Below are 16,694 nucleotides of genomic sequence, written 5' to 3'. Positions count from 1 at the left end.
AGAGCTCTCCTAACACTTTTCCTTAGGGAGGGGACGGACGTCCCTACCCTGCTCTTTTTGCTGCCGCCGCAACGTCTGCTCGAGGACGCACTTTCGAGTCTTGTCGTCAGCCTTGCGGCGCGCCTCGACCTTGTCCTCAAGCGTCCGCTCCGGCGGCCGCGGAATGCTTTCGCTCCAGGTCGAGCACCCGGCCAGAAAGCCGACAGCTGCAATCCCCAGAGCAGCCCGCCTCATTTCCCGGTCCGGGGAATGACGCAGGTGTAGTTCGATAGCTGGGCGGGGTCTCCCCCGTCCTGCTTGGCCCGGATGGTTCCACCCGAAGCCTTGCACTTGTCGCCCTCGCGTCGGAGATCGTCATAGCTGACGACGCCGTCACCGAGGGAATACGATCGATCCGGAGCCGAGACCGCCTGGCAGGCCGCCAGGGCGGCGCCCACTAGGGTCAAGGCCAGGATCGTGGTCTGGCGCATCAGGCCGCCGGACCGAACACACGCCAGGCGGCGACCGCAGCAACCAGCACCAGCGACGTCGGCAGGAAAACCTTCCAGCCCAGACGCATCAGTTGGTCGTAGCGGTAGCGAGGCACGATGGCCTTCGCCATAGCGAACATGAAGAACCAGAAGCAGATCTTTGCGTAGAACACCAAGGCCAGGAAGAAGTTGGCCGCGAACGGATGCCAGCTGTTCAGGAAATCGGTCGGGAACCCGGGGTTCCAGCCGCCAAAGAACAGGACGCTGATCATCGCGCACATCAGGACGATGTTCGAATACTCGGCGACCATGAACAGCAGGTACGGCGTCGAGCTGTACTCGACCTGATAGCCGGCCACGAGTTCCGACTCGGCTTCTGGCAGGTCGAAAGGCGGGCGGTTCGTCTCGGCCAGGGCCGAGATGTAGAACATGCCCATGGCCACGACCATGACCGGCAGCAGGATCAGGTTATTCAGCCCGGCGCCGCCAAAGACGTTCCAGTTCCAGATCCAGCCCGACTGCTTTTCGACGATGGTCGACAGGTTCATCGAGCCGGCCAGCAGAATCACCGTGATGATGATCAGGCCGATCGAGACTTCATAGGAAACCATCTGAGCCGCGGAGCGCAAAGCGCCCAGGAACGGATACTTCGAGTTCGAAGCCCAGCCGCCCATGATGATGCCGTAGACGCCCAGCGAGCTCATCGCCAGCAGGTAGAGAATGCCGACGTTGAGGTTCGAGACGACCCAGCCCGGCGCGAACGGCACCACGGCCCAGCCCACGAAGGCCAGGATCAGGCTGATCAGCGGCGCCAGGATGAAGACGACCTTGTCGGCGCCGGCGGGGATCACGATCTCCTTCAGCACGAACTTGAAGAAGTCGGCGAAGGACTGCAGGAGGCCGAACGGGCCCACGACGTTCGGGCCTTTGCGCATCTGGACGCCGGCCCAGATCTTGCGGTCGGCCAGCAGCAGGAACGCCAGGCTCAGCAGCACCCAGATCACGACCAGCAGGATCCCGCCGGTGGTCAGCAGGGTCCAGGAGACGGCGGGGTTGGCGAAGAACGCTTGCATCGGCCTACTCCGCCGCGATCTTGGCGGCGCCCGAGGCCACGGCCGCGCACTCGGCCATGGTCACGCTGGCGCGCGCGATGGGGTTGGTCAGGTGGAAGGCCTTGATCGGGCTTTCGAACGGCGCGTCCGAGACCTCACCATCAGCGCCCAGAGCGCCGACGTCGAACGAAGTGGCCACCGAGCCCGGCGCGTAGTCGATCTGACCGAAGGTCGGGTGATCGGCAAAGAGCTTGGCGCGCAGTTGGTCCAGGCTGTCGTAAGGCAGCTTGTGACCCAGCACCTCGGACAGCGCCCGCAGGATCGACCAGTCTTCCTTGGCCTCGCCCTTCGGGAACACGGCGCGGCGGCCCATCTGGACGCGCCCTTCCATGTTCACATAGAGGCCGTTCTTTTCAGTATAGGCCGCCCCCGGCAGGATCACGTCCGCCTTGTGGGCCCCGTTGTCGCCATGGGTGCCGAGATAGATCTTGAAGGCGTCCGACGCGGCGGTTTCGCACTCGTCGGCGCCCAGCAGGAACAGCACGTCCAGCGCGCCGGGCTTGAGCATGTCGGGGGTCGCAAGGCCACCCTCGGCCGGGACGAAGCCCATGTCGAGGCCGGCCACGCGGGCGGCGGCGGTGTGCAGCACGTTCCAGCCGTTCCAGCCTTCGCGGACAACCTTCATGGTCTTGGCGAGGCCCGCAGCGGCCTTCAGAACCGCCGCGCCGTCGGCGCGCGCCAGCGCGCCCTGGCCGATGATGATCGCCGGGCGTTCGGCGGCCTTCAGGGCGGCGACGAAGTCGTTCTTGCTCTTGGCCAGGCCCGACAGCGTCTTGGCGCCGGCGCCGAGATAGTCGTAGCCGAAAGTCAGATCGGCCTGTTCCCCGATCACGCCGAAGCGGGTCTTGCCGGCCAGCCATTGCTTGCGGAAGCGGGCGTTGAGCACCGGCGCCTCAAGACGCGGGTTGGCGCCGACGAACAGCACCACATCGGCGTTTTCGATGCCGGCGATGGTCGAGTTGAACAGCCAGCCCTCGCGCGGACCCGCGCCCAGGGTCGAACCATCCTGACGGCTGTCGAGGTTCTTCACGCCCAGGGCGGTGAAGAGGTCCTTGGTCGCCTTCAGGCTTTCGGCGTCCTGCAGGTCGCCGGCGATCACGCCAATGCGTTCCGGAGCCGTCGCCCCGATCTTGGCGGCGATGGCTGCAAAGGCTTCGGCCCAGGTCGCCGACTTCAGCTTGCCGCCGACGCGGACATACGGACGGTCAAGACGCTGACGGCCCAGGCCGTCGACCGCATAACGGGTCTTGTCCGAGATCCATTCCTCGTTGACCTCGTCATTGATGCGCGGAAGCACGCGCAGCACAGCCGCGCCACGCGCGTCGACGCGGATCGAGGAGCCCAGGGCGTCCATGACGTCGACGCTTTCGGTCTTCTTCAGCTCCCACGGACGGGCTTCGAAGGCGTAGGGCTTGGAGGTCAGGGCGCCGACCGGGCACAGGTCGATGACGTTGGCGCTCAGCTCCGAGGTCACCGCCGCGCCTAGATAGGTCGTGATTTCAACGTCTTCGCCGCGCGAGATCAGGCCGATCTCGGGCGAGCCGGCGACCTCGGTGATGAAGCGGACGCAGCGCGTGCACTGGATGCAGCGCGTCATCACGGTCTTGATGAGAGGGCCCATCGATTTTTCTTCGACGGCGCGCTTGTTCTCTTCGTAGCGGCTGTCGTCACGGCCGTAGCCAACCGCCTGGTCCTGCAGGTCGCACTCGCCGCCCTGGTCACAGATCGGGCAGTCCAGCGGGTGGTTGATGAGCAGGAACTCCATCACCCCTTCCCGGGCCTTCTTGACCATCGGAGTCTTGGTGAAGATCTCCTGACCCTCGGCTGCCGGCAGGGCGCACGAGGCCTGCGGCTTCGGCGGGCCGGGCTTCACTTCAACCAGACACATCCGGCAGTTGCCGGCGATGGACAGGCGTTCGTGATAGCAGAAGCGCGGGATCTCTTCCCCGGCCAGCTCCGCCACCTGCAGAACCGTCATGCCGGGTTCGAACTCGACCTCGACGCCATTGACCTTGGCGATTGCCATTCTTGTTACTCCGCCGCGATCAGCTTGGCGCCCTGCACGTGCAGGCGACCGCTACGATAGGAAGCGATCCGCTCCTCCACCTCATGGCGGAAGTGACGGAACAGGCCCTGGATCGGCCAGGCGGCCGCATCGCCCAGGGCGCAGATGGTGTGACCTTCGACCTGGGTCGTGACGTCCAGCAGGGTGTCGATCTCTTTCGGATCGGCCTCGCCGGTGACCATGCGTTCCATGACGCGCCACATCCAGCCGGTGCCTTCACGGCAAGGCGTGCACTGGCCACAGCTCTCGTGCTTGTAGAAGTACGACAGACGAGCGATGGCGCGGACAAGGTCAGTGTCCTTGTCCATCACGATGACAGCGGCGGTGCCCAGGCCCGACTTCAGATTTCGCAAGGCGTCGAAGTCCATCGGCAGGTCTTCGCACTGCTCAGCGGGGATCATCGGCACCGAAGAGCCGCCCGGGATGACGGCCTTCAGGTTACCCCAGCCGCCGCGAATGCCGCCGCAGTGGTCCTCGACCAGTTGGCGGAACGGGATGCTCATCGCTTCTTCGACGTTGCAGGGCAGGTTCACGTGCCCCGAGACGCAGAACAGCTTGGTGCCGGCGTTGTTCGGACGACCAAAGCCCGCGAACCAAGCGGCGCCGCGACGCAGGATCGTGCCCGCGACAGCGATCGACTCGACGTTGTTCACAGTGGTCGGCATGCCGTAGAGGCCTGCGCCGGCCGGGAACGGCGGCTTCAGGCGCGGCTGGCCCTTCTTGCCTTCGAGGCTTTCCAGCAGGGCCGTCTCTTCGCCGCAGATATAGGCGCCAGCGCCGTGGTGGACGTAGAGGTCGAAGTCCCAGCCATGGACATTGTTCTTGCCGATCAGCTTGGCCTCATAGGCCTGCTTGATCGCCGCTTCCAGGCGCTCGCGCTCGAAGACGTACTCGCCGCGGATGTAGATGTAGCAGGCGTGGGCCAGCATCGCGCGCGAGGCGATCAGGCAGCCCTCGATCAGGAGGTGCGGGTCATGCCGCATGATCTCCCGGTCCTTGCAGGTGCCCGGCTCGGATTCGTCGGCGTTGACCACCAGGTAGTGAGGACGACCTTCCTTCACTTCCTTGGGCATGAACGACCACTTCAGGCCCGTCGAGAAACCGGCGCCGCCCCGACCGCGCAGGCCGGAGTTCTTCATGTTCTCGATGATCCAGTCGCGCCCGGCGTCCAGGATGTCCTTGGTGCCATTCCAGCAGCCGCGCTTCTTCGCGCCCTCAAGGCCCCAGTCGTGGAGACCGTAGAGGTTCGTGAAGATGCGGTCCTTGTCTTCGAGGATACCGACCATGACTCAGCTTTGCGGATCGAATGGATGGGCGCGCACATAGCGCGTCCGACGAATGATGACATAGGCGAAAAGCGACCAACCCACGCCAATAATGGCGAGACCGGCCACGACCGCCCACAACGGCGCGCCTTCGACGACACGACCCCAGACCAGCAGGATCGCGCCGATCAGGCAGGCGACGAAGCCGACGCTGCGCTCGCGACGATGCAGACCCCGGAGGGTGTCGACATAGGCCGCCTTGCGGATGTTGAGGTCGCTGTCGTCGATCATGACGAGGCGCCCTCCCCCTTGGTCGCGCGCATCCAGCCCAGGATGAACCAGATGTGCGAACCCAGACCCGCAACGATGGCGCCGAGGAAGACCAGCCGCAGCCAGTCAATCCGCAGCGAGACCGCGCCGTAGATAGCCACGCCGGCCAGCACGAAGCACACCGCGTTGATGACGAGCATCGCGGTGAGGCGCTTCTTCTGGAGGGCGGCGTCGGCGGTCATGTTAGGCGGCGGGCTCCGACTTCGGGGCCTTCTTCGGCTTCTCGGGCAGGTTCGGGATCTTGATCTTTTGGGCGTACGAACCGTCGTACAGCTTGGGATCGGTCAGGGTGTGGATCGCACCCTTCGGCTCCGAAGCGCCACGGCCCTCATAGCTGCCCGGCTTCGGCGCCTTGCCGGCGGCGAAGTCGTCGAGAATCTGCGCCAGGCTCTCCGGGGTCAGATCCTCGTAGTAGTAGTCATTGATCGCGGCCATCGGCGCGTTGCAGCAGGCGCCGAGACACTCGACCTCTTCCCAGCTGAACTTGCCATCGTTCGAGACGTGGTGGGCCGGACCGATCTTGTCTTCCAGCACCTTGCGCAGATCGAGCGCGCCACGCAGTTGGCACGGTGTGGTGCCGCACAGCTGCACGAAGGCGACCTTGCCGACCGGCTGCAGCTGGAACATCACGTAGAAGGTGGCCACTTCGAGCACGCGGATCACCGGCATCTCGAGCTGCTTGGCGATCTCCTGGATCGCGGGCTCGGAGATCCAGCCTTCCTGCTTCTGGGCCAGCCACAGCATCGGAATCACCGCCGACTGCTTGCGCTCGGCGGGATACTTGGCCTTCCACCAGTCGGCCTTGGCTTGGCTTTCCTTCGAGAAGGCGAAGCTGGCGGGCTGTTCTTTAGCGAGACGACGAACGCTCATCGGGCGAAATCCACGCGGGCGATCTTGTCGCCCTTGAAGGTGTAGATGGCGGCGACCTGGAACGGCGCATCGCCGTTGCCGCGGTCGACATGCTCGTGGTCGATCACATTGGACCCGACCACGATGCGGTTCAGCAGCTTCGCCTGGTTCTTGGGGAACTCGGCGAAGGTCTTGGCGTAAAAGGCGCGATAGGCCTCGATGCCCGTGCGCGCGACGTCACCGTTCAACCCCGCGACGACCACGTCGTCGGTGAAGTGGGCGCAGTGGGCGTCCAGATCCTGGGCGTTGTAGGCGTCGAGCTGCGCCTGGGCTATATCGGCCAGGCTCACCGGTCGATCTCCCCGAAGACGATGTCCAGCGAGCCCAGAATGGCCGAGACGTCGGCCAGCTGGTGGCCGCGGTTCAACCAGTCCATCGCCGCCAGGTGCGGGAAGCCCGGCGCGCGGATCTTGCAGCGATACGGCTTGTTGGTGCCGTCCGAGACGACGAACACGCCGAACTCGCCCTTCGGCGCCTCGACGCAGGCGTAGACTTCGCCGGCCGGCGTCTTGAAGCCTTCAGTGTAAAGCTTGAAGTGGTGGATCAGCGCTTCCATCGAGCGCTTCATCTCGGCGCGACGCGGCGGCGAGACCTTGTTGTCTTCCGACAGCACCGGGCCGTGCGTCTTGCGCAGCATCTCGCAGGCCTGGCGGATGATCTTGGTCGACTCGCGCATCTCCTGCATGCGGCACAGGTAGCGATCATAGCAGTCGCCGTTCTTGCCCAGCGGGATGTCGAACTCGAAGTCGTTGTAGTTCTCGTAGGGCTGGCTACGGCGCAGATCCCAGGCGATGCCCGAACCGCGGACCATCACGCCCGAGAAACCCCAGCTGATCGCGTCTTCCTTGCTGACCACGCCGATGTCGACGTTGCGCTGCTTGAAGATGCGGTTGTCGGTGATCAGGCCTTCGATGTCGTCGCAGATCTTCGGGAAGGCCTTGGCCCAGGCGTCGATGTCCTCGACCAGCTCCGGCGGCAGGTCCTGGTGGACGCCGCCCGGACGGAAGTAGTTGGAGTGCAAACGAGCGCCGCAGGCGCGCTCGTAGAACACCATCAGCTTCTCGCGCTCCTCGAAGCCCCAGAGCGGCGGCGTCAGCGCGCCGACGTCCATCGCCTGGGTCGTCACGTTGAGCAGGTGATTCAGGATACGGCCGATTTCCGAGTACAGGACGCGGATGATCTGGCCGCGGATCGGCACCTCGACGCCGAGCAGCTTTTCGATCGCCAGGCAGAACGCGTGTTCCTGGTTCATCGGCGCCACATAGTCGAGGCGGTCGAAGTACGGGACGTTCTGCAGATAGGTCCGCGCCTCCATCAGCTTCTCGGTGCCACGGTGCAGCAGGCCGATATGCGGGTCGACGCGTTCGACGATTTCGCCGTCCAGCTCCAGCACCAGGCGCAAAACGCCGTGCGCGGCTGGGTGCTGCGGGCCGAAGTTGATGTTGAACTTCCGAACGGGCGTTTCCGGGATCGCCGGAACCGTGGTGTCGTCACGGAAGAAGTCGGTCGCCGCGGCGGGCGAGTTCGTGCCGGTCATGGCTACGGACCTTCGTTACGCTGTTCGATGCTGAGCGACACGATCAGTCCCGCGATCAGCAAGACGACGCCCAGCAAGGTGATGATGGTGGTCGCGACGTCCCAGCTTTGAGAGATCGCGGCCTGAGACAAAGGCAAGGCCAGCAAGACCGAGGCGGCTCCCAGCAGCGCGCTGCGCAGCTCGGCCACTTCCATCCGCCGGATGCTGGCCCCGATCGCCAGCGTGATCACCGAGATCATGATCGCGACGCCCAGCGACTTGTTCTGATCCGCCGAGATCGTCGGCGCCTTCGTGAACCACCCCGTCAGCCGCATCCCGATGGTCATCAGAAACGCGGTCGAAAAGGCGACCAAGAAGAACGCTGTGGCGGAACGGAACGAAGGCCGTCGCAAACCCATGAGTCGGCATCCCCTTGCTCGCTATTGCGCCTTCTCGTCACCGGGGAGAGCGTACTTGGCGCCTTCCCAGGGCGAGAGGAAATCGAACGCACGGAACTCGGTAATCTTCACAGGTTCATAGACGACACGCTTGAGCTCGTCGTCGTAGCGCACTTCCACATAGCCCGTCATCGGGAAGTCTTTCCGAAGCGGGTGGCCGTGGAAGCCGTAGTCGGTCAGGATTCGACGCAGGTCAGGATGACCGTCGAAGAAGATCCCGTACATGTCGAACGCCTCGCGCTCGAACCAGTCAGCCACCGGGAACACCGGCGTCACGCTGGGAACGGGGGTGTCCTCATCGGTAGAGACCTTGAGGCGGATCCGATGGTTCTTCACCAGCGACAGCAGGTGATAGACCACATCGAAGCGCGCGGCGCGCTCCGGGTAGTCGACACCGGTCAGGTCGATCAGCTGGTGAAAACGGCAGGCTGCGTCGTCGCGCAGAAACGTCAGCGTGTCGATCACCGACGCCGAACGGGCGACGATGGTCAGTTCGCCGAATGCGACAGAATGTCCCAGCACGCCCGGAGCACGGGCGACGATGTCCTGACCAAGCAGTTCCAGGGCTTCGCTCATCGCTCGATCGTCCCCGTCCGGCGAATCTTCTTTTGCAGTTGCAGCACGCCATAGACGAGCGCCTCGGCGGTCGGCGGGCAGCCCGGCACGTAGATGTCGACCGGCACGACGCGGTCGCAGCCGCGCACGACGCTGTAGCTGTAATAGTAATAGCCGCCGCCATTGGCGCAGCTGCCCATCGAGATGACGTAGCGCGGCTCTGGCATCTGGTCGTAGACCTTGCGCAGAGCCGGAGCCATCTTGTTGGTCAGCGTGCCGGCGACGATCATGACGTCCGACTGACGCGGGCTGGCGCGCGGGGCGAAGCCGTAACGCTCGAGATCGTAGCGCGGCATCGAGGCCTGCATCATCTCGACGGCGCAGCAGGCCAGACCGAACGTCATCCACATCAGCGAGCCGGTGCGGGCCCAGGTGATGAGATCGTCGGCGGCGGCGGTGATGAAGCCCTTGTCGGCCAGCTGTTGCGAGACGCCGTCGAAGAACGGGTCGTGCAGCTTCGGGTCATAGCCCTCGACCGTCGAGCGCCCGGCGGACAGCGCCGGAACCGACGACGAATTGGCGGGAACGATCACTCCCATTCGAGGGCGCCCTTCTTCCATTCATAGATGAAGCCGACGGTCAGGACGCCCAGGAAGGTCATCATCGACCAGAAGGCGAACTGCGCCACGTCCTGCGGCAACTTCATCAGCGTGACCGCCCAGGGGAACAGGAACGCCACTTCCAGGTCGAAGATGATGAAAAGGATCGACACCAGATAGAACCGGACGTCGAACTTCATGCGCGCATCGTCGAAAGCGTTGAAGCCGCACTCGTAGGCGGACAGCTTTTCCGGGTCCGGCGCCTTGGGCGCGAGCACCGCGGCGGCGAGGAGGAAGACGATACCGATGGCCGCCGCGATCCCGAGAAAGATCACGATCGGCAGGTATTGGAGAAGGAAGGCGGTCATGACAGCCCTTGGCTTGAATCGAGCGGGTTGTAGCCCACTGTCGCCAGCGCTTCAAACACCCCGCGCACATTGAGAAACGTTCGCAAAGAAAGGCGATTTGTCGGTTCTTCGAGATGGCCGTTGACACGAGTCTTCGCCCGACATATCAGACGCGCCTCGCCGATTGGCGGGTCGCACTTTCGCTTCGGCGAAGGGGTATGCGGATGTAGCTCAGTTGGTTAGAGCGCCGGCCTGTCACGCCGGAGGTCGCGGGTTCGAGCCCCGTCATTCGCGCCACCCTTTCGGAGGTGTTAGACTTCCCTCATTCGGTTACGGACAACCGTCGCGCCCTGGCGCACGACGCGGATGTAGCTCAGTTGGTTAGAGCGCCGGCCTGTCACGCCGGAGGTCGCGGGTTCGAGCCCCGTCATTCGCGCCACCGTCCATCTTCCTAAATGACTTGAAGTTCTGCGGCCAAGGCTTGTGTCGCGCAGCGTTTGCGCCATCTAGCGGATATGACTCGCGCCGCTTCTCCGCCAATCTCGGTTCTCGACCTCGCGCCCGTTCCTCAGGGCTCCAGTGTTGGTCAGGCCCTGAAGAACAGCATCGATCTGGCGCGCCACGCCGAAGCGCTCGGCTTCCATCGCTACTGGCTGGCCGAACATCATAACATGCCTGGAATCGCCAGCGCGGCGACGGCCGTCGTCATCGGCCAGGTGGCGGCTGCAACGACAACGATTCGCGTCGGCTCCGGCGGCGTCATGCTGCCAAACCATGCACCGCTGATGGTGGCCGAGCAGTTTGGGACCCTGAACGCGCTTTACCCTGGTCGCATCGATTTGGGTTTGGGGCGCGCCCCAGGGACGGATCAGTCCACGATGCGCGCTCTGCGGCGGTACGCCGGGGCGGTCGATTCGTTCGCCCAGGACGTGGTCGAACTTCAGCATTGGTTTCAACCGGCGAGCGCGGAGCAAAGCGTCCGCGCCGTGCCGGGCGAAGGACAGGACGTACCGATCTGGATCCTCGGCTCCTCGACCTGGGGCGCGCAGTTGGCGGCGGCGCTCGGCCTGCCCTACGCCTTCGCCGCGCACTTCGCCCCGGACGCCCTGCTGGAAGCCCTGGCGCTGTATCGCCGCCACTTCAAACCGTCGGCTGCGCTGGAGCGCCCGTACGCCATGGTCTGTATTGGCGTCTGCGCCGCAGATTCTGACGAGGAAGCCAGGCGGCTCGCCACGTCCACCCAACAACAGTTCCTGGCCTTGCGCCGAGGACGTCCAGGCCTGCTGCCGCCGCCGGTGGACGATATCCGCGAGCACGCATCGCTGGCCGAGTTGGCTGGGTTGGAGCACACGCTCCAATACGCCGCCATTGGCTCGGCCGAGACGGTCAAACGCAAGATCGATCAGATCCTCGAGATGACCGGCGCTGACGAATTGATGGCCGCGGCGCAAATCCACGACCACGCCGCGCGTAAACGCAGCTACGAGATCCTGGCCGCGATCCGCGGCTAATGCGCGGCTTGCGCGGCGGGGGCTTCAAACGCTGCCCGGCCGGTCAGTCGGCCATAGATGGCGCAGAGCTCGACAAAAACCGCGTCCCAGCCATGACGCTCTAGCGCTCGGCGACGCGCGGCCTCTCCGACGAGGCGCGTATCACGCTCAAACAGGGCCTCGATCGCTTCAGCGAAGGCGGCGGACTCCGAGGCGTAGGCCAGCTGTCCCACGGCCGCGTCCACCGACTCAGCCACCCCGCCCGCCGCGACGCCCACAACCGGCAGGCCGCAGGCCATCGCCTCCAGGACGATCAACCCGAACGGCTCGTTGTCGTTGGCGTGAACGAAGGCGTCGCAACTGGCGAGGATGGAGGCCAACTCCAAGGGATCGCGCACATAGTCAATGCAAAGCGCGCGGTCGCTGACGGGAGCCCCGCCCCCCGCGCCGACAAACAGCAGCTTGTAGGGATGGCCCAGACGCTCAATGGCGGCGACCAGAACATCGAGCTTCTTTTCCTTCGCGGGCCGACCGGCGAACACCAAAAGTCGCTCGTTTTCCGCGACCCCCAACCGCCGCCTCAGGCCGTCGCGGTCGGCGCGATCCGGTCGGAAAACCGCCGTGTCCACCCCAAGTGGAAGGCCGATCGCATCGCGAACGCCAGCATCGATCAAACGCCCCGCGATGAAACGACTGGGCGCGACCGCCTGATCGAATTGGCGATAGATCGCGGCCCAGCGTTTCTGCACGGGCTTTTCCGCCCAATCGCCGATGTGAAGCGCAGCCAGTTTTCCAAGGTCGGTGTGGCAAAACCCGACCACAGGCACGCCTAGGGCGTCGCCCGCCCTAAGCGCGGCCAGGCCAGGCGTGTACGGATCGCCCGCCTCTATGATGTCAGGCTGCTGACGGATCAGGCGCTCCATCCATGCCTGCTTGACGACCGGCCAGCGATAGCCAGCCCCGAACGGCAATGGCGCCGCGTAGATCGAAACCCGCCCCTGGCCGTCGTGAGAGTCCCGGGCGCCCGGAACAACGAGCGTATGTCTGACCTCGGGACGATTGCCGGCAAGCCATGACCGCTTGGAGGAAAGGTAGCGACGCACACCTCCGCTCCGGGGAGCGTAGAGCATGGTGGTGTCGACTAGACGGACTGCACTCTCGGCGGGCGGCCGCCCCCCGATCTCAAGACCCCTCTGGCCAAGATTCTGGTCGGGTCTCAGGTCAGTCACGCCGAATCCTCATCGCTACTCGTGATCACCTATTCGGCGCCGGAACGATAAAGCTTTTGCGACAGCTACGGTTCCTCTGCGCTCCCGGAAGACCTTGGGTTGACACCCCGTCGCTTCAAGGCCTCCCGCAGCAAGACTTCGACCTGAGCATTTACGCTTCTGAGTTCGGCTTCCGCCAGGCGTTCAACAGCGCTGAGCACGTCGGGGCTGACGCGCATGAGAAATGCGCGCCGCCCTCCCCTGACCTCTTTCGGATCTCCCGCCACGTCAGCCGTACAGTGTGCCGGTGTTGACGACGGGTTGAGCCTCCCGATCCGCACACAAGACGACGAGCAGGTTGGAGACCATGGCCGCGCGGCGCTCATCATCGAGCGTCACCACGCCACGCTCGCTGAGCGCGCTCAAAGCGTTCTCGACCATGTCGACCGCACCCGCCACGATCGTGCGACGGGCGGCCAGCACCGCCTCGGCCTGCTGCCGCTTGAGCATGGAGCCCGCAATCTCCGGCGCATAGGCGAGATGCATGAGATGCGCCTCATCGATGGCGACGCCCGCGACGGCGGTTCGCGCTTGCAGGTCATTGCGCAGACGATCCCCCACCTCCTCTGCATCAGCCCGCAAGGTGGGTTCGCCTTCCTCCGCATGATCGTAAGAGTAATGGGACGCGACCTCGCGCAGGCCCGTCTCGATCTGGATGTTCACGAAGGTCGCATAGTCATCCACATCAAACAGAGCTTGGGCGGAATCCTGAACGCGCCAGACGATGTTGGCGGCGATCTCGATAGGATTGCCCCGCTTATCGTTCACCTTCAGCGTCTCGCTGGTGACGTTGCGAACACGCAGGCTAATCTTCTTGCGACCGTACCAAGGCAGCACCCAGCGAAGACCCGTAGACCGGTCCGTGCCGACGTATGAGCCGAAGAGCGTAATGACGACGGCTTCGTTCGGCTGCAGCGCGTAGAAGCCTGCGCTGATCAGACCCCCGGCAACTAACAGAAGGACCCCCGCGACAACGAGCAGCGGTCCGCCGCCGCCGCCGCCCTGCTTCACCAGCCAAATTCCTGCCATGATCATCACAGGCGCAAGCAGCAGAGGCAGGCCTCCGCCCACACCCCCACGAACGCGTTCATTGGTGCGGTTGATTGTGCGAACGTCCGACATGCACGCCTCCAAAGTTGCGATCAAAGTGATATCACTTTGATTGCATTTCTCAAGAGACGAACCTCCACTGCTGGCGCGGGGCCATCGGAGCGCTGACGCTAGACGATCTCAAGGAAGGAATGGTGGGCAGTGAGGGGATCGAACCCCCGACCCTCTCGGTGTAAACGAGACGCTCTACCGCTGAGCTAACTGCCCTCTTGGGTGGGCGCTTCTAGCCGTCTCCAGAGCCTGCGCAAAGCCCAAAACGAAAAGGCGGCGCGTCATCGCCTGACGCCCCGCCCTTTTGAGAACACTGCAACGTCACCTAACCGTTCAAAGACGACTTCAGTCCTTCCCCGACCTGGAACCGGGCGGTCTTCGACGCCGGGCGGTTGACGGTCTCGCCAGTGCGCGGATTGCGGGCGGTGCCGGCGGCGCGCGTCACGGCCTTGAAGGTGCCAAAGCCCACCAGACGCACATCCTGGCCAGACTTCAGAGAGTCGGTGACCGCGTCGATGAAGGCCTCCAAAGCGTCCTTGGCTTGCCCCTTGTTGATACCTGCCTTTTCGGCGATCGCCGTAACGAGCTCGGCTTTTGTGGTCATGTTTCTCTCCCAGCCTGAGCGACCACGCGTTTGTCGCTGACGGCGTTGCGCTCAAAACGATTATGGCGGCTGGGAAAGCCTCGTCAAACGCGAGCGGCGCGGGAAACTCCCGCGCCGCCTAAGTTATCGTCGTTAAGTTAAACCTAGTGGGTTAACATGGCGTCGGCGTCGCCATCGTCTTTCTTCGCAGACGCCGCAATCGGCTCCTCGGCCTCGTTCCACTCCACGGGAGTCAACGGACCGATCAGGGCGTGCTTGAGGACTTCGTCCACCGTCGAGACCGGGATGATCTCCAGCCCGTCCTTCACGGTTTGGGGCACGTCGGCAAGGTCCTTCTCGTTCTCCTGCGGGATCAGAACCGTCTTCACACCAGAGCGGAGCGCCGCGAGCAGCTTCTCCTTCAGGCCGCCGATCGCGGTGACGCGACCACGCAAGGTGATCTCGCCGGTCATGGCGATATCCTTGCGGATCGGAATGCCGGTCAGGACCGAGACCATGGCCAGGGCCATGGCGATACCGGCCGATGGCCCGTCCTTAGGCGTGGCGCCATCGGGAACGTGGATGTGCACGTCGGTCTTCTCGAAGACCGGCGGCTTGATGCCGAACTGCAGCGCGCGCGAGCGGACATAGCTGTTCGCGGCCGCGATCGACTCCTTCATCACGTCCTTGAGGTTGCCGGTGATCTGCATCCGGCCCTTGCCCGGCATCTTCACCGCTTCGATGGTGAGGATGTCGCCGCCGAACTCGGTCCAGGCCAGACCCGTGACGATGCCGACCTGGTCGACCTCGTCAGTCTCACCATACCGGTACTTCTTGACCCCGGCGTACTTGGCCAGACGCTCATCATCGATGGTGATCGAAGCCAGCTTCTCGCGCGCCAGGTCCCGCACCGTCTTGCGCGCCAAAGCGCCCAGTTCCCGCTCCAGGGACCGCACGCCAGCTTCCCGGGTGTAGTACCGGATGAGGTCGCGGATCGCCTTGTCCGGCACGACGAACTCGGCCGGCTTCAAGCCGTGATCCTTGGCCAGCTTGGGCAGGATGTGCCGCTTGGCGATCTCCAGCTTTTCATCCTCGGTGTAGCCGGGGATGCGGATGATCTCCATGCGGTCCAGCAAGGGCTGGGGCATGTTCAGGCTGTTGGCCGTGGTGACGAACATCACCTGCGACAGGTCGTAATCGACCTCCAGATAGTGGTCGCCGAAGGTCGAGTTCTGCGACGGGTCCAACACCTCGAGCAGCGCCGAAGCGGGATCTCCGCGATAGTCGCTGCCCATCTTGTCGATCTCGTCCAGCAGGACGAAGGCGTTGGTCGTCTTGGCCTTTTTCATCGACTGGACGACCTTGCCGGGCATCGAGCCGATGTAGGTGCGGCGGTGACCGCGGATCTCGGCCTCGTCACGCACGCCGCCCAGGCTCATGCGCACGAACTCTCGGCCCGTCGCCTTGGCGATCGACTTGCCGAGCGAGGTCTTGCCCACGCCCGGAGGGCCGACGAGGCACAGGATCGGCCCCTTCAGCGAGTTGGTGCGGGCTTGCACGGCCAGATACTCGAGAATCCGCTCCTTGACCTTCTCCAGGCCGTAGTGATCGGCGTCGAGAATGTCTTCGGCCTCGGAAAGGTCGATCTTCTTGGTCTTGGCCTTGCCCCACGGGATCGACAGCAGCCAGTCCAGATAGTTCCGGACCACAGTGCTCTCGGCCGACATCGGGCTCATATTGCGAAGCTTCTTCAGCTCGCTCTCGGCCTTGGCGCGGGCTTCCTTGGAAAGCTTGGTCTTCTTGATCCGCTTTTCGAGATCGATCAGCTCGTCGCGTGCATCGTCGGGATCGCCCAGCTCGCGCTGGATCGCCTTCATCTGCTCGTTGAGGTAATACTCGCGCTGGGTCTTCTCCATCTGGCGCTTCACGCGCGAGCGGATCTTCTTCTCGACCTGCAGCACCGAGATCTCGCCCTCCATCAGGGCGAAGACCTTCTCCAGCCGCTTCACGACGTCGAAGATTTCCAGCAGATGCTGCTTGTCGCCGATCTTCACCGACAGATGCGCGGCGATGCTGTCGGCCAGCTTGCCCGGCTCGGCGATCTGCGGGATCGACGCCAGGGCCTCCGGCGGGACCTTCTTGTTCAGTTTGACGTAGTTCTCAAACTGTTCGACGACCGCCCGCGACAGCGCCTCGGCCTCGGGCCCGGCCCCTTCGTCCTCGGAAACCTCCCCGATCTGGGCCTCATAGTAGGACTCCTGATCGGTGAAGCTGACGACGGCGGCGCGCGCCTTGCCCTCGACCAGCACCTTGACCGTGCCGTCGGGCAGCTTCAGCAGTTGCAGCACGGTGGCCAGCACGCCCACGTCGAAGATGTCGCCCGGCGCCGGATCATCGTCGGCCGAGTTCTTCTGGGTGACGAGCAGGATCTGTTTGTCGCCGCGCATCACCTCTTCGAGCGCACGCACGGATTTATCGCGGCCCACGAAAAGCGGCACCACCATGTGCGGGAACACCACGATGTCCCGCAGCGGCAAAACAGGAAGCGTACGTAGTTCGGACATGTTCTCAATACTCCCGGCCGAAGCCTCGAAAGGCGCCTGGCCACGCGGGCCGCCGTAACACC

19 protein-coding genes and 3 tRNA genes are annotated in these 16,694 nt (G+C 64.2%); 3 read left to right on the top strand and 19 right to left on the bottom strand.

Features of this window, described 5'->3' with window-relative positions:
- Nucleotides 1-9 precede the first annotated feature (9 nt).
- From J2X45_RS03075 to J2X45_RS03010, 14 genes are read right to left on the bottom strand one after another with little or no spacing between them, the layout of a single operon-like run.
- Complete coding sequence (locus tag J2X45_RS03075; protein ID WP_310211182.1) at nt 10-234, bottom strand: hypothetical protein; 225 nt, start codon at nt 232-234, stop codon at nt 10-12.
- Complete coding sequence (locus J2X45_RS03070) at nt 231-470, bottom strand: hypothetical protein (protein ID WP_310211179.1); 240 nt, start codon at nt 468-470, stop codon at nt 231-233. The genes J2X45_RS03075 and J2X45_RS03070 overlap by 4 nt, the downstream gene beginning before the upstream one ends.
- Entirely contained in the window at nt 470-1,543 is a 1,074-nt protein-coding gene (nuoH, locus tag J2X45_RS03065) for an NADH-quinone oxidoreductase subunit NuoH (protein WP_310211176.1), read from the bottom strand. Before nuoH ends, J2X45_RS03070 begins: the two co-directional genes overlap by 1 nt.
- A gap of 4 nt (nt 1,544-1,547) precedes the next feature.
- Nucleotides 1,548-3,608, bottom strand: a complete 2,061-nt coding sequence (gene nuoG, locus J2X45_RS03060) for an NADH-quinone oxidoreductase subunit NuoG (RefSeq protein WP_310211174.1) — start codon at nt 3,606-3,608, stop codon at nt 1,548-1,550.
- Between the two features lie 5 nt (nt 3,609-3,613).
- The gene (gene nuoF, locus J2X45_RS03055) at nt 3,614-4,933 is read right to left on the bottom strand and encodes an NADH-quinone oxidoreductase subunit NuoF (RefSeq protein WP_310211171.1); all 1,320 of its coding nucleotides are present in this window, start codon (nt 4,931-4,933) and stop codon (nt 3,614-3,616) included.
- 3 nt (nt 4,934-4,936) lie between these two features.
- Nucleotides 4,937-5,203 carry a hypothetical protein gene (locus tag J2X45_RS03050; RefSeq protein WP_310211168.1) on the bottom strand — a complete coding sequence of 89 codons (267 nt, stop codon included), beginning with the start codon at nt 5,201-5,203 and terminating at the stop codon, nt 4,937-4,939.
- Complete coding sequence (locus J2X45_RS03045; RefSeq protein ID WP_096051203.1) at nt 5,200-5,424, bottom strand: hypothetical protein; 225 nt, start codon at nt 5,422-5,424, stop codon at nt 5,200-5,202. Before J2X45_RS03045 ends, J2X45_RS03050 begins: the two co-directional genes overlap by 4 nt.
- Before the next feature lies 1 nt (nt 5,425).
- A complete protein-coding gene (gene nuoE / locus J2X45_RS03040) occupies nt 5,426-6,112 on the bottom strand; it encodes an NADH-quinone oxidoreductase subunit NuoE (RefSeq protein WP_310211162.1) in 687 nt (228 codons plus the stop codon).
- Nucleotides 6,109-6,441 carry a nuclear transport factor 2 family protein gene (locus J2X45_RS03035; RefSeq protein ID WP_310211158.1) on the bottom strand — a complete coding sequence of 111 codons (333 nt, stop codon included), beginning with the start codon at nt 6,439-6,441 and terminating at the stop codon, nt 6,109-6,111. Before J2X45_RS03035 ends, nuoE begins: the two co-directional genes overlap by 4 nt.
- Nucleotides 6,438-7,688 (bottom strand): NADH-quinone oxidoreductase subunit D, encoded by a 1,251-nt coding sequence (locus tag J2X45_RS03030; RefSeq protein WP_310211155.1) that lies wholly within the window; start codon nt 7,686-7,688, stop codon nt 6,438-6,440. The genes J2X45_RS03035 and J2X45_RS03030 overlap by 4 nt, the downstream gene beginning before the upstream one ends.
- 2 nt (nt 7,689-7,690) lie before the next feature.
- Nucleotides 7,691-8,086, bottom strand: coding sequence for a hypothetical protein (locus tag J2X45_RS03025; RefSeq protein ID WP_010919819.1), 396 nt, complete (start codon nt 8,084-8,086; stop codon nt 7,691-7,693).
- 21 nt (nt 8,087-8,107) lie between these two features.
- The gene (locus J2X45_RS03020; protein ID WP_310211150.1) at nt 8,108-8,701 is read right to left on the bottom strand and encodes an NADH-quinone oxidoreductase subunit C; all 594 of its coding nucleotides are present in this window, start codon (nt 8,699-8,701) and stop codon (nt 8,108-8,110) included.
- Nucleotides 8,698-9,300 carry an NADH-quinone oxidoreductase subunit B family protein gene (locus J2X45_RS03015; RefSeq protein WP_082749279.1) on the bottom strand — a complete coding sequence of 201 codons (603 nt, stop codon included), beginning with the start codon at nt 9,298-9,300 and terminating at the stop codon, nt 8,698-8,700. Before J2X45_RS03015 ends, J2X45_RS03020 begins: the two co-directional genes overlap by 4 nt.
- Nucleotides 9,270-9,647, bottom strand: coding sequence for an NADH-quinone oxidoreductase subunit A (locus tag J2X45_RS03010; protein WP_010919822.1), 378 nt, complete (start codon nt 9,645-9,647; stop codon nt 9,270-9,272). Before J2X45_RS03010 ends, J2X45_RS03015 begins: the two co-directional genes overlap by 31 nt.
- A 199-nt stretch (nt 9,648-9,846) precedes the next feature.
- Between J2X45_RS03010 and J2X45_RS03005 the strand changes: the two genes are divergently transcribed.
- From J2X45_RS03005 to J2X45_RS02995, 3 genes are all read left to right on the top strand, one after another.
- Nucleotides 9,847-9,923: transfer RNA gene (locus tag J2X45_RS03005), tRNA-Asp, on the top strand.
- A 65-nt stretch (nt 9,924-9,988) separates the two neighbouring features.
- Nucleotides 9,989-10,065 (top strand) — tRNA-Asp (locus J2X45_RS03000).
- Nucleotides 10,066-10,123: 58 nt separating this feature from the next.
- The gene (locus J2X45_RS02995; protein WP_310211139.1) at nt 10,124-11,137 is read left to right on the top strand and encodes an LLM class flavin-dependent oxidoreductase; all 1,014 of its coding nucleotides are present in this window, start codon (nt 10,124-10,126) and stop codon (nt 11,135-11,137) included.
- On the opposite strand, the gene J2X45_RS02990 is transcribed toward J2X45_RS02995, so the two are convergent.
- From J2X45_RS02990 to lon, 5 genes are all read right to left on the bottom strand, one after another.
- Nucleotides 11,134-12,345, bottom strand: coding sequence for a glycosyltransferase family 1 protein (locus tag J2X45_RS02990; RefSeq protein WP_310211136.1), 1,212 nt, complete (start codon nt 12,343-12,345; stop codon nt 11,134-11,136). The genes J2X45_RS02995 and J2X45_RS02990 overlap by 4 nt on opposite strands.
- Before the next feature lie 267 nt (nt 12,346-12,612).
- Nucleotides 12,613-13,506, bottom strand: a complete 894-nt coding sequence (locus J2X45_RS02985) for an SPFH domain-containing protein (protein ID WP_310211132.1) — start codon at nt 13,504-13,506, stop codon at nt 12,613-12,615.
- A 120-nt stretch (nt 13,507-13,626) separates the two neighbouring features.
- Nucleotides 13,627-13,701: transfer RNA gene (locus tag J2X45_RS02980), tRNA-Val, on the bottom strand.
- A 109-nt stretch (nt 13,702-13,810) separates the two neighbouring features.
- Complete coding sequence (locus J2X45_RS02975) at nt 13,811-14,089, bottom strand: HU family DNA-binding protein (RefSeq protein WP_310211129.1); 279 nt, start codon at nt 14,087-14,089, stop codon at nt 13,811-13,813.
- A gap of 143 nt (nt 14,090-14,232) precedes the next feature.
- Nucleotides 14,233-16,632, bottom strand: coding sequence for an endopeptidase La (gene lon / locus J2X45_RS02970; RefSeq protein WP_310211126.1), 2,400 nt, complete (start codon nt 16,630-16,632; stop codon nt 14,233-14,235).
- Nucleotides 16,633-16,694: the final 62 nt, after the last annotated feature.

The organism is Caulobacter sp. BE264, from assembly GCF_031457805.1.
Taxonomy (GTDB): domain Bacteria; phylum Pseudomonadota; class Alphaproteobacteria; order Caulobacterales; family Caulobacteraceae; genus Caulobacter.
This window is presented reverse-complemented; position numbering and strand designations above follow the sequence as displayed.

Coding starts and splice junctions, on each gene's coding strand:
- J2X45_RS03075 (WP_310211182.1), bottom strand. CDS start 234: ATGAGGCGGGCTGCTCTGGGGATTGCAGCTGTCGGCTTTCTGGCCGGG.
- J2X45_RS03070 (WP_310211179.1), bottom strand. CDS start 470: ATGCGCCAGACCACGATCCTGGCCTTGACCCTAGTGGGCGCCGCCCTG.
- nuoH (WP_310211176.1), bottom strand. CDS start 1,543: ATGCAAGCGTTCTTCGCCAACCCCGCCGTCTCCTGGACCCTGCTGACC.
- nuoG (WP_310211174.1), bottom strand. CDS start 3,608: ATGGCAATCGCCAAGGTCAATGGCGTCGAGGTCGAGTTCGAACCCGGC.
- nuoF (WP_310211171.1), bottom strand. CDS start 4,933: ATGGTCGGTATCCTCGAAGACAAGGACCGCATCTTCACGAACCTCTAC.
- J2X45_RS03050 (WP_310211168.1), bottom strand. CDS start 5,203: ATGATCGACGACAGCGACCTCAACATCCGCAAGGCGGCCTATGTCGAC.
- J2X45_RS03045 (WP_096051203.1), bottom strand. CDS start 5,424: ATGACCGCCGACGCCGCCCTCCAGAAGAAGCGCCTCACCGCGATGCTC.
- nuoE (WP_310211162.1), bottom strand. CDS start 6,112: ATGAGCGTTCGTCGTCTCGCTAAAGAACAGCCCGCCAGCTTCGCCTTC.
- J2X45_RS03030 (WP_310211155.1), bottom strand. CDS start 7,688: ATGACCGGCACGAACTCGCCCGCCGCGGCGACCGACTTCTTCCGTGAC.
- J2X45_RS03025 (WP_010919819.1), bottom strand. CDS start 8,086: ATGGGTTTGCGACGGCCTTCGTTCCGTTCCGCCACAGCGTTCTTCTTG.
- J2X45_RS03020 (WP_310211150.1), bottom strand. CDS start 8,701: ATGAGCGAAGCCCTGGAACTGCTTGGTCAGGACATCGTCGCCCGTGCT.
- J2X45_RS03015 (WP_082749279.1), bottom strand. CDS start 9,300: ATGGAAGAAGGGCGCCCTCGAATGGGAGTGATCGTTCCCGCCAATTCG.
- J2X45_RS03010 (WP_010919822.1), bottom strand. CDS start 9,647: ATGACCGCCTTCCTTCTCCAATACCTGCCGATCGTGATCTTTCTCGGG.
- J2X45_RS02985 (WP_310211132.1), bottom strand. CDS start 13,506: ATGTCGGACGTTCGCACAATCAACCGCACCAATGAACGCGTTCGTGGG.
- J2X45_RS02975 (WP_310211129.1), bottom strand. CDS start 14,089: ATGACCACAAAAGCCGAGCTCGTTACGGCGATCGCCGAAAAGGCAGGT.
- lon (WP_310211126.1), bottom strand. CDS start 16,632: ATGTCCGAACTACGTACGCTTCCTGTTTTGCCGCTGCGGGACATCGTG.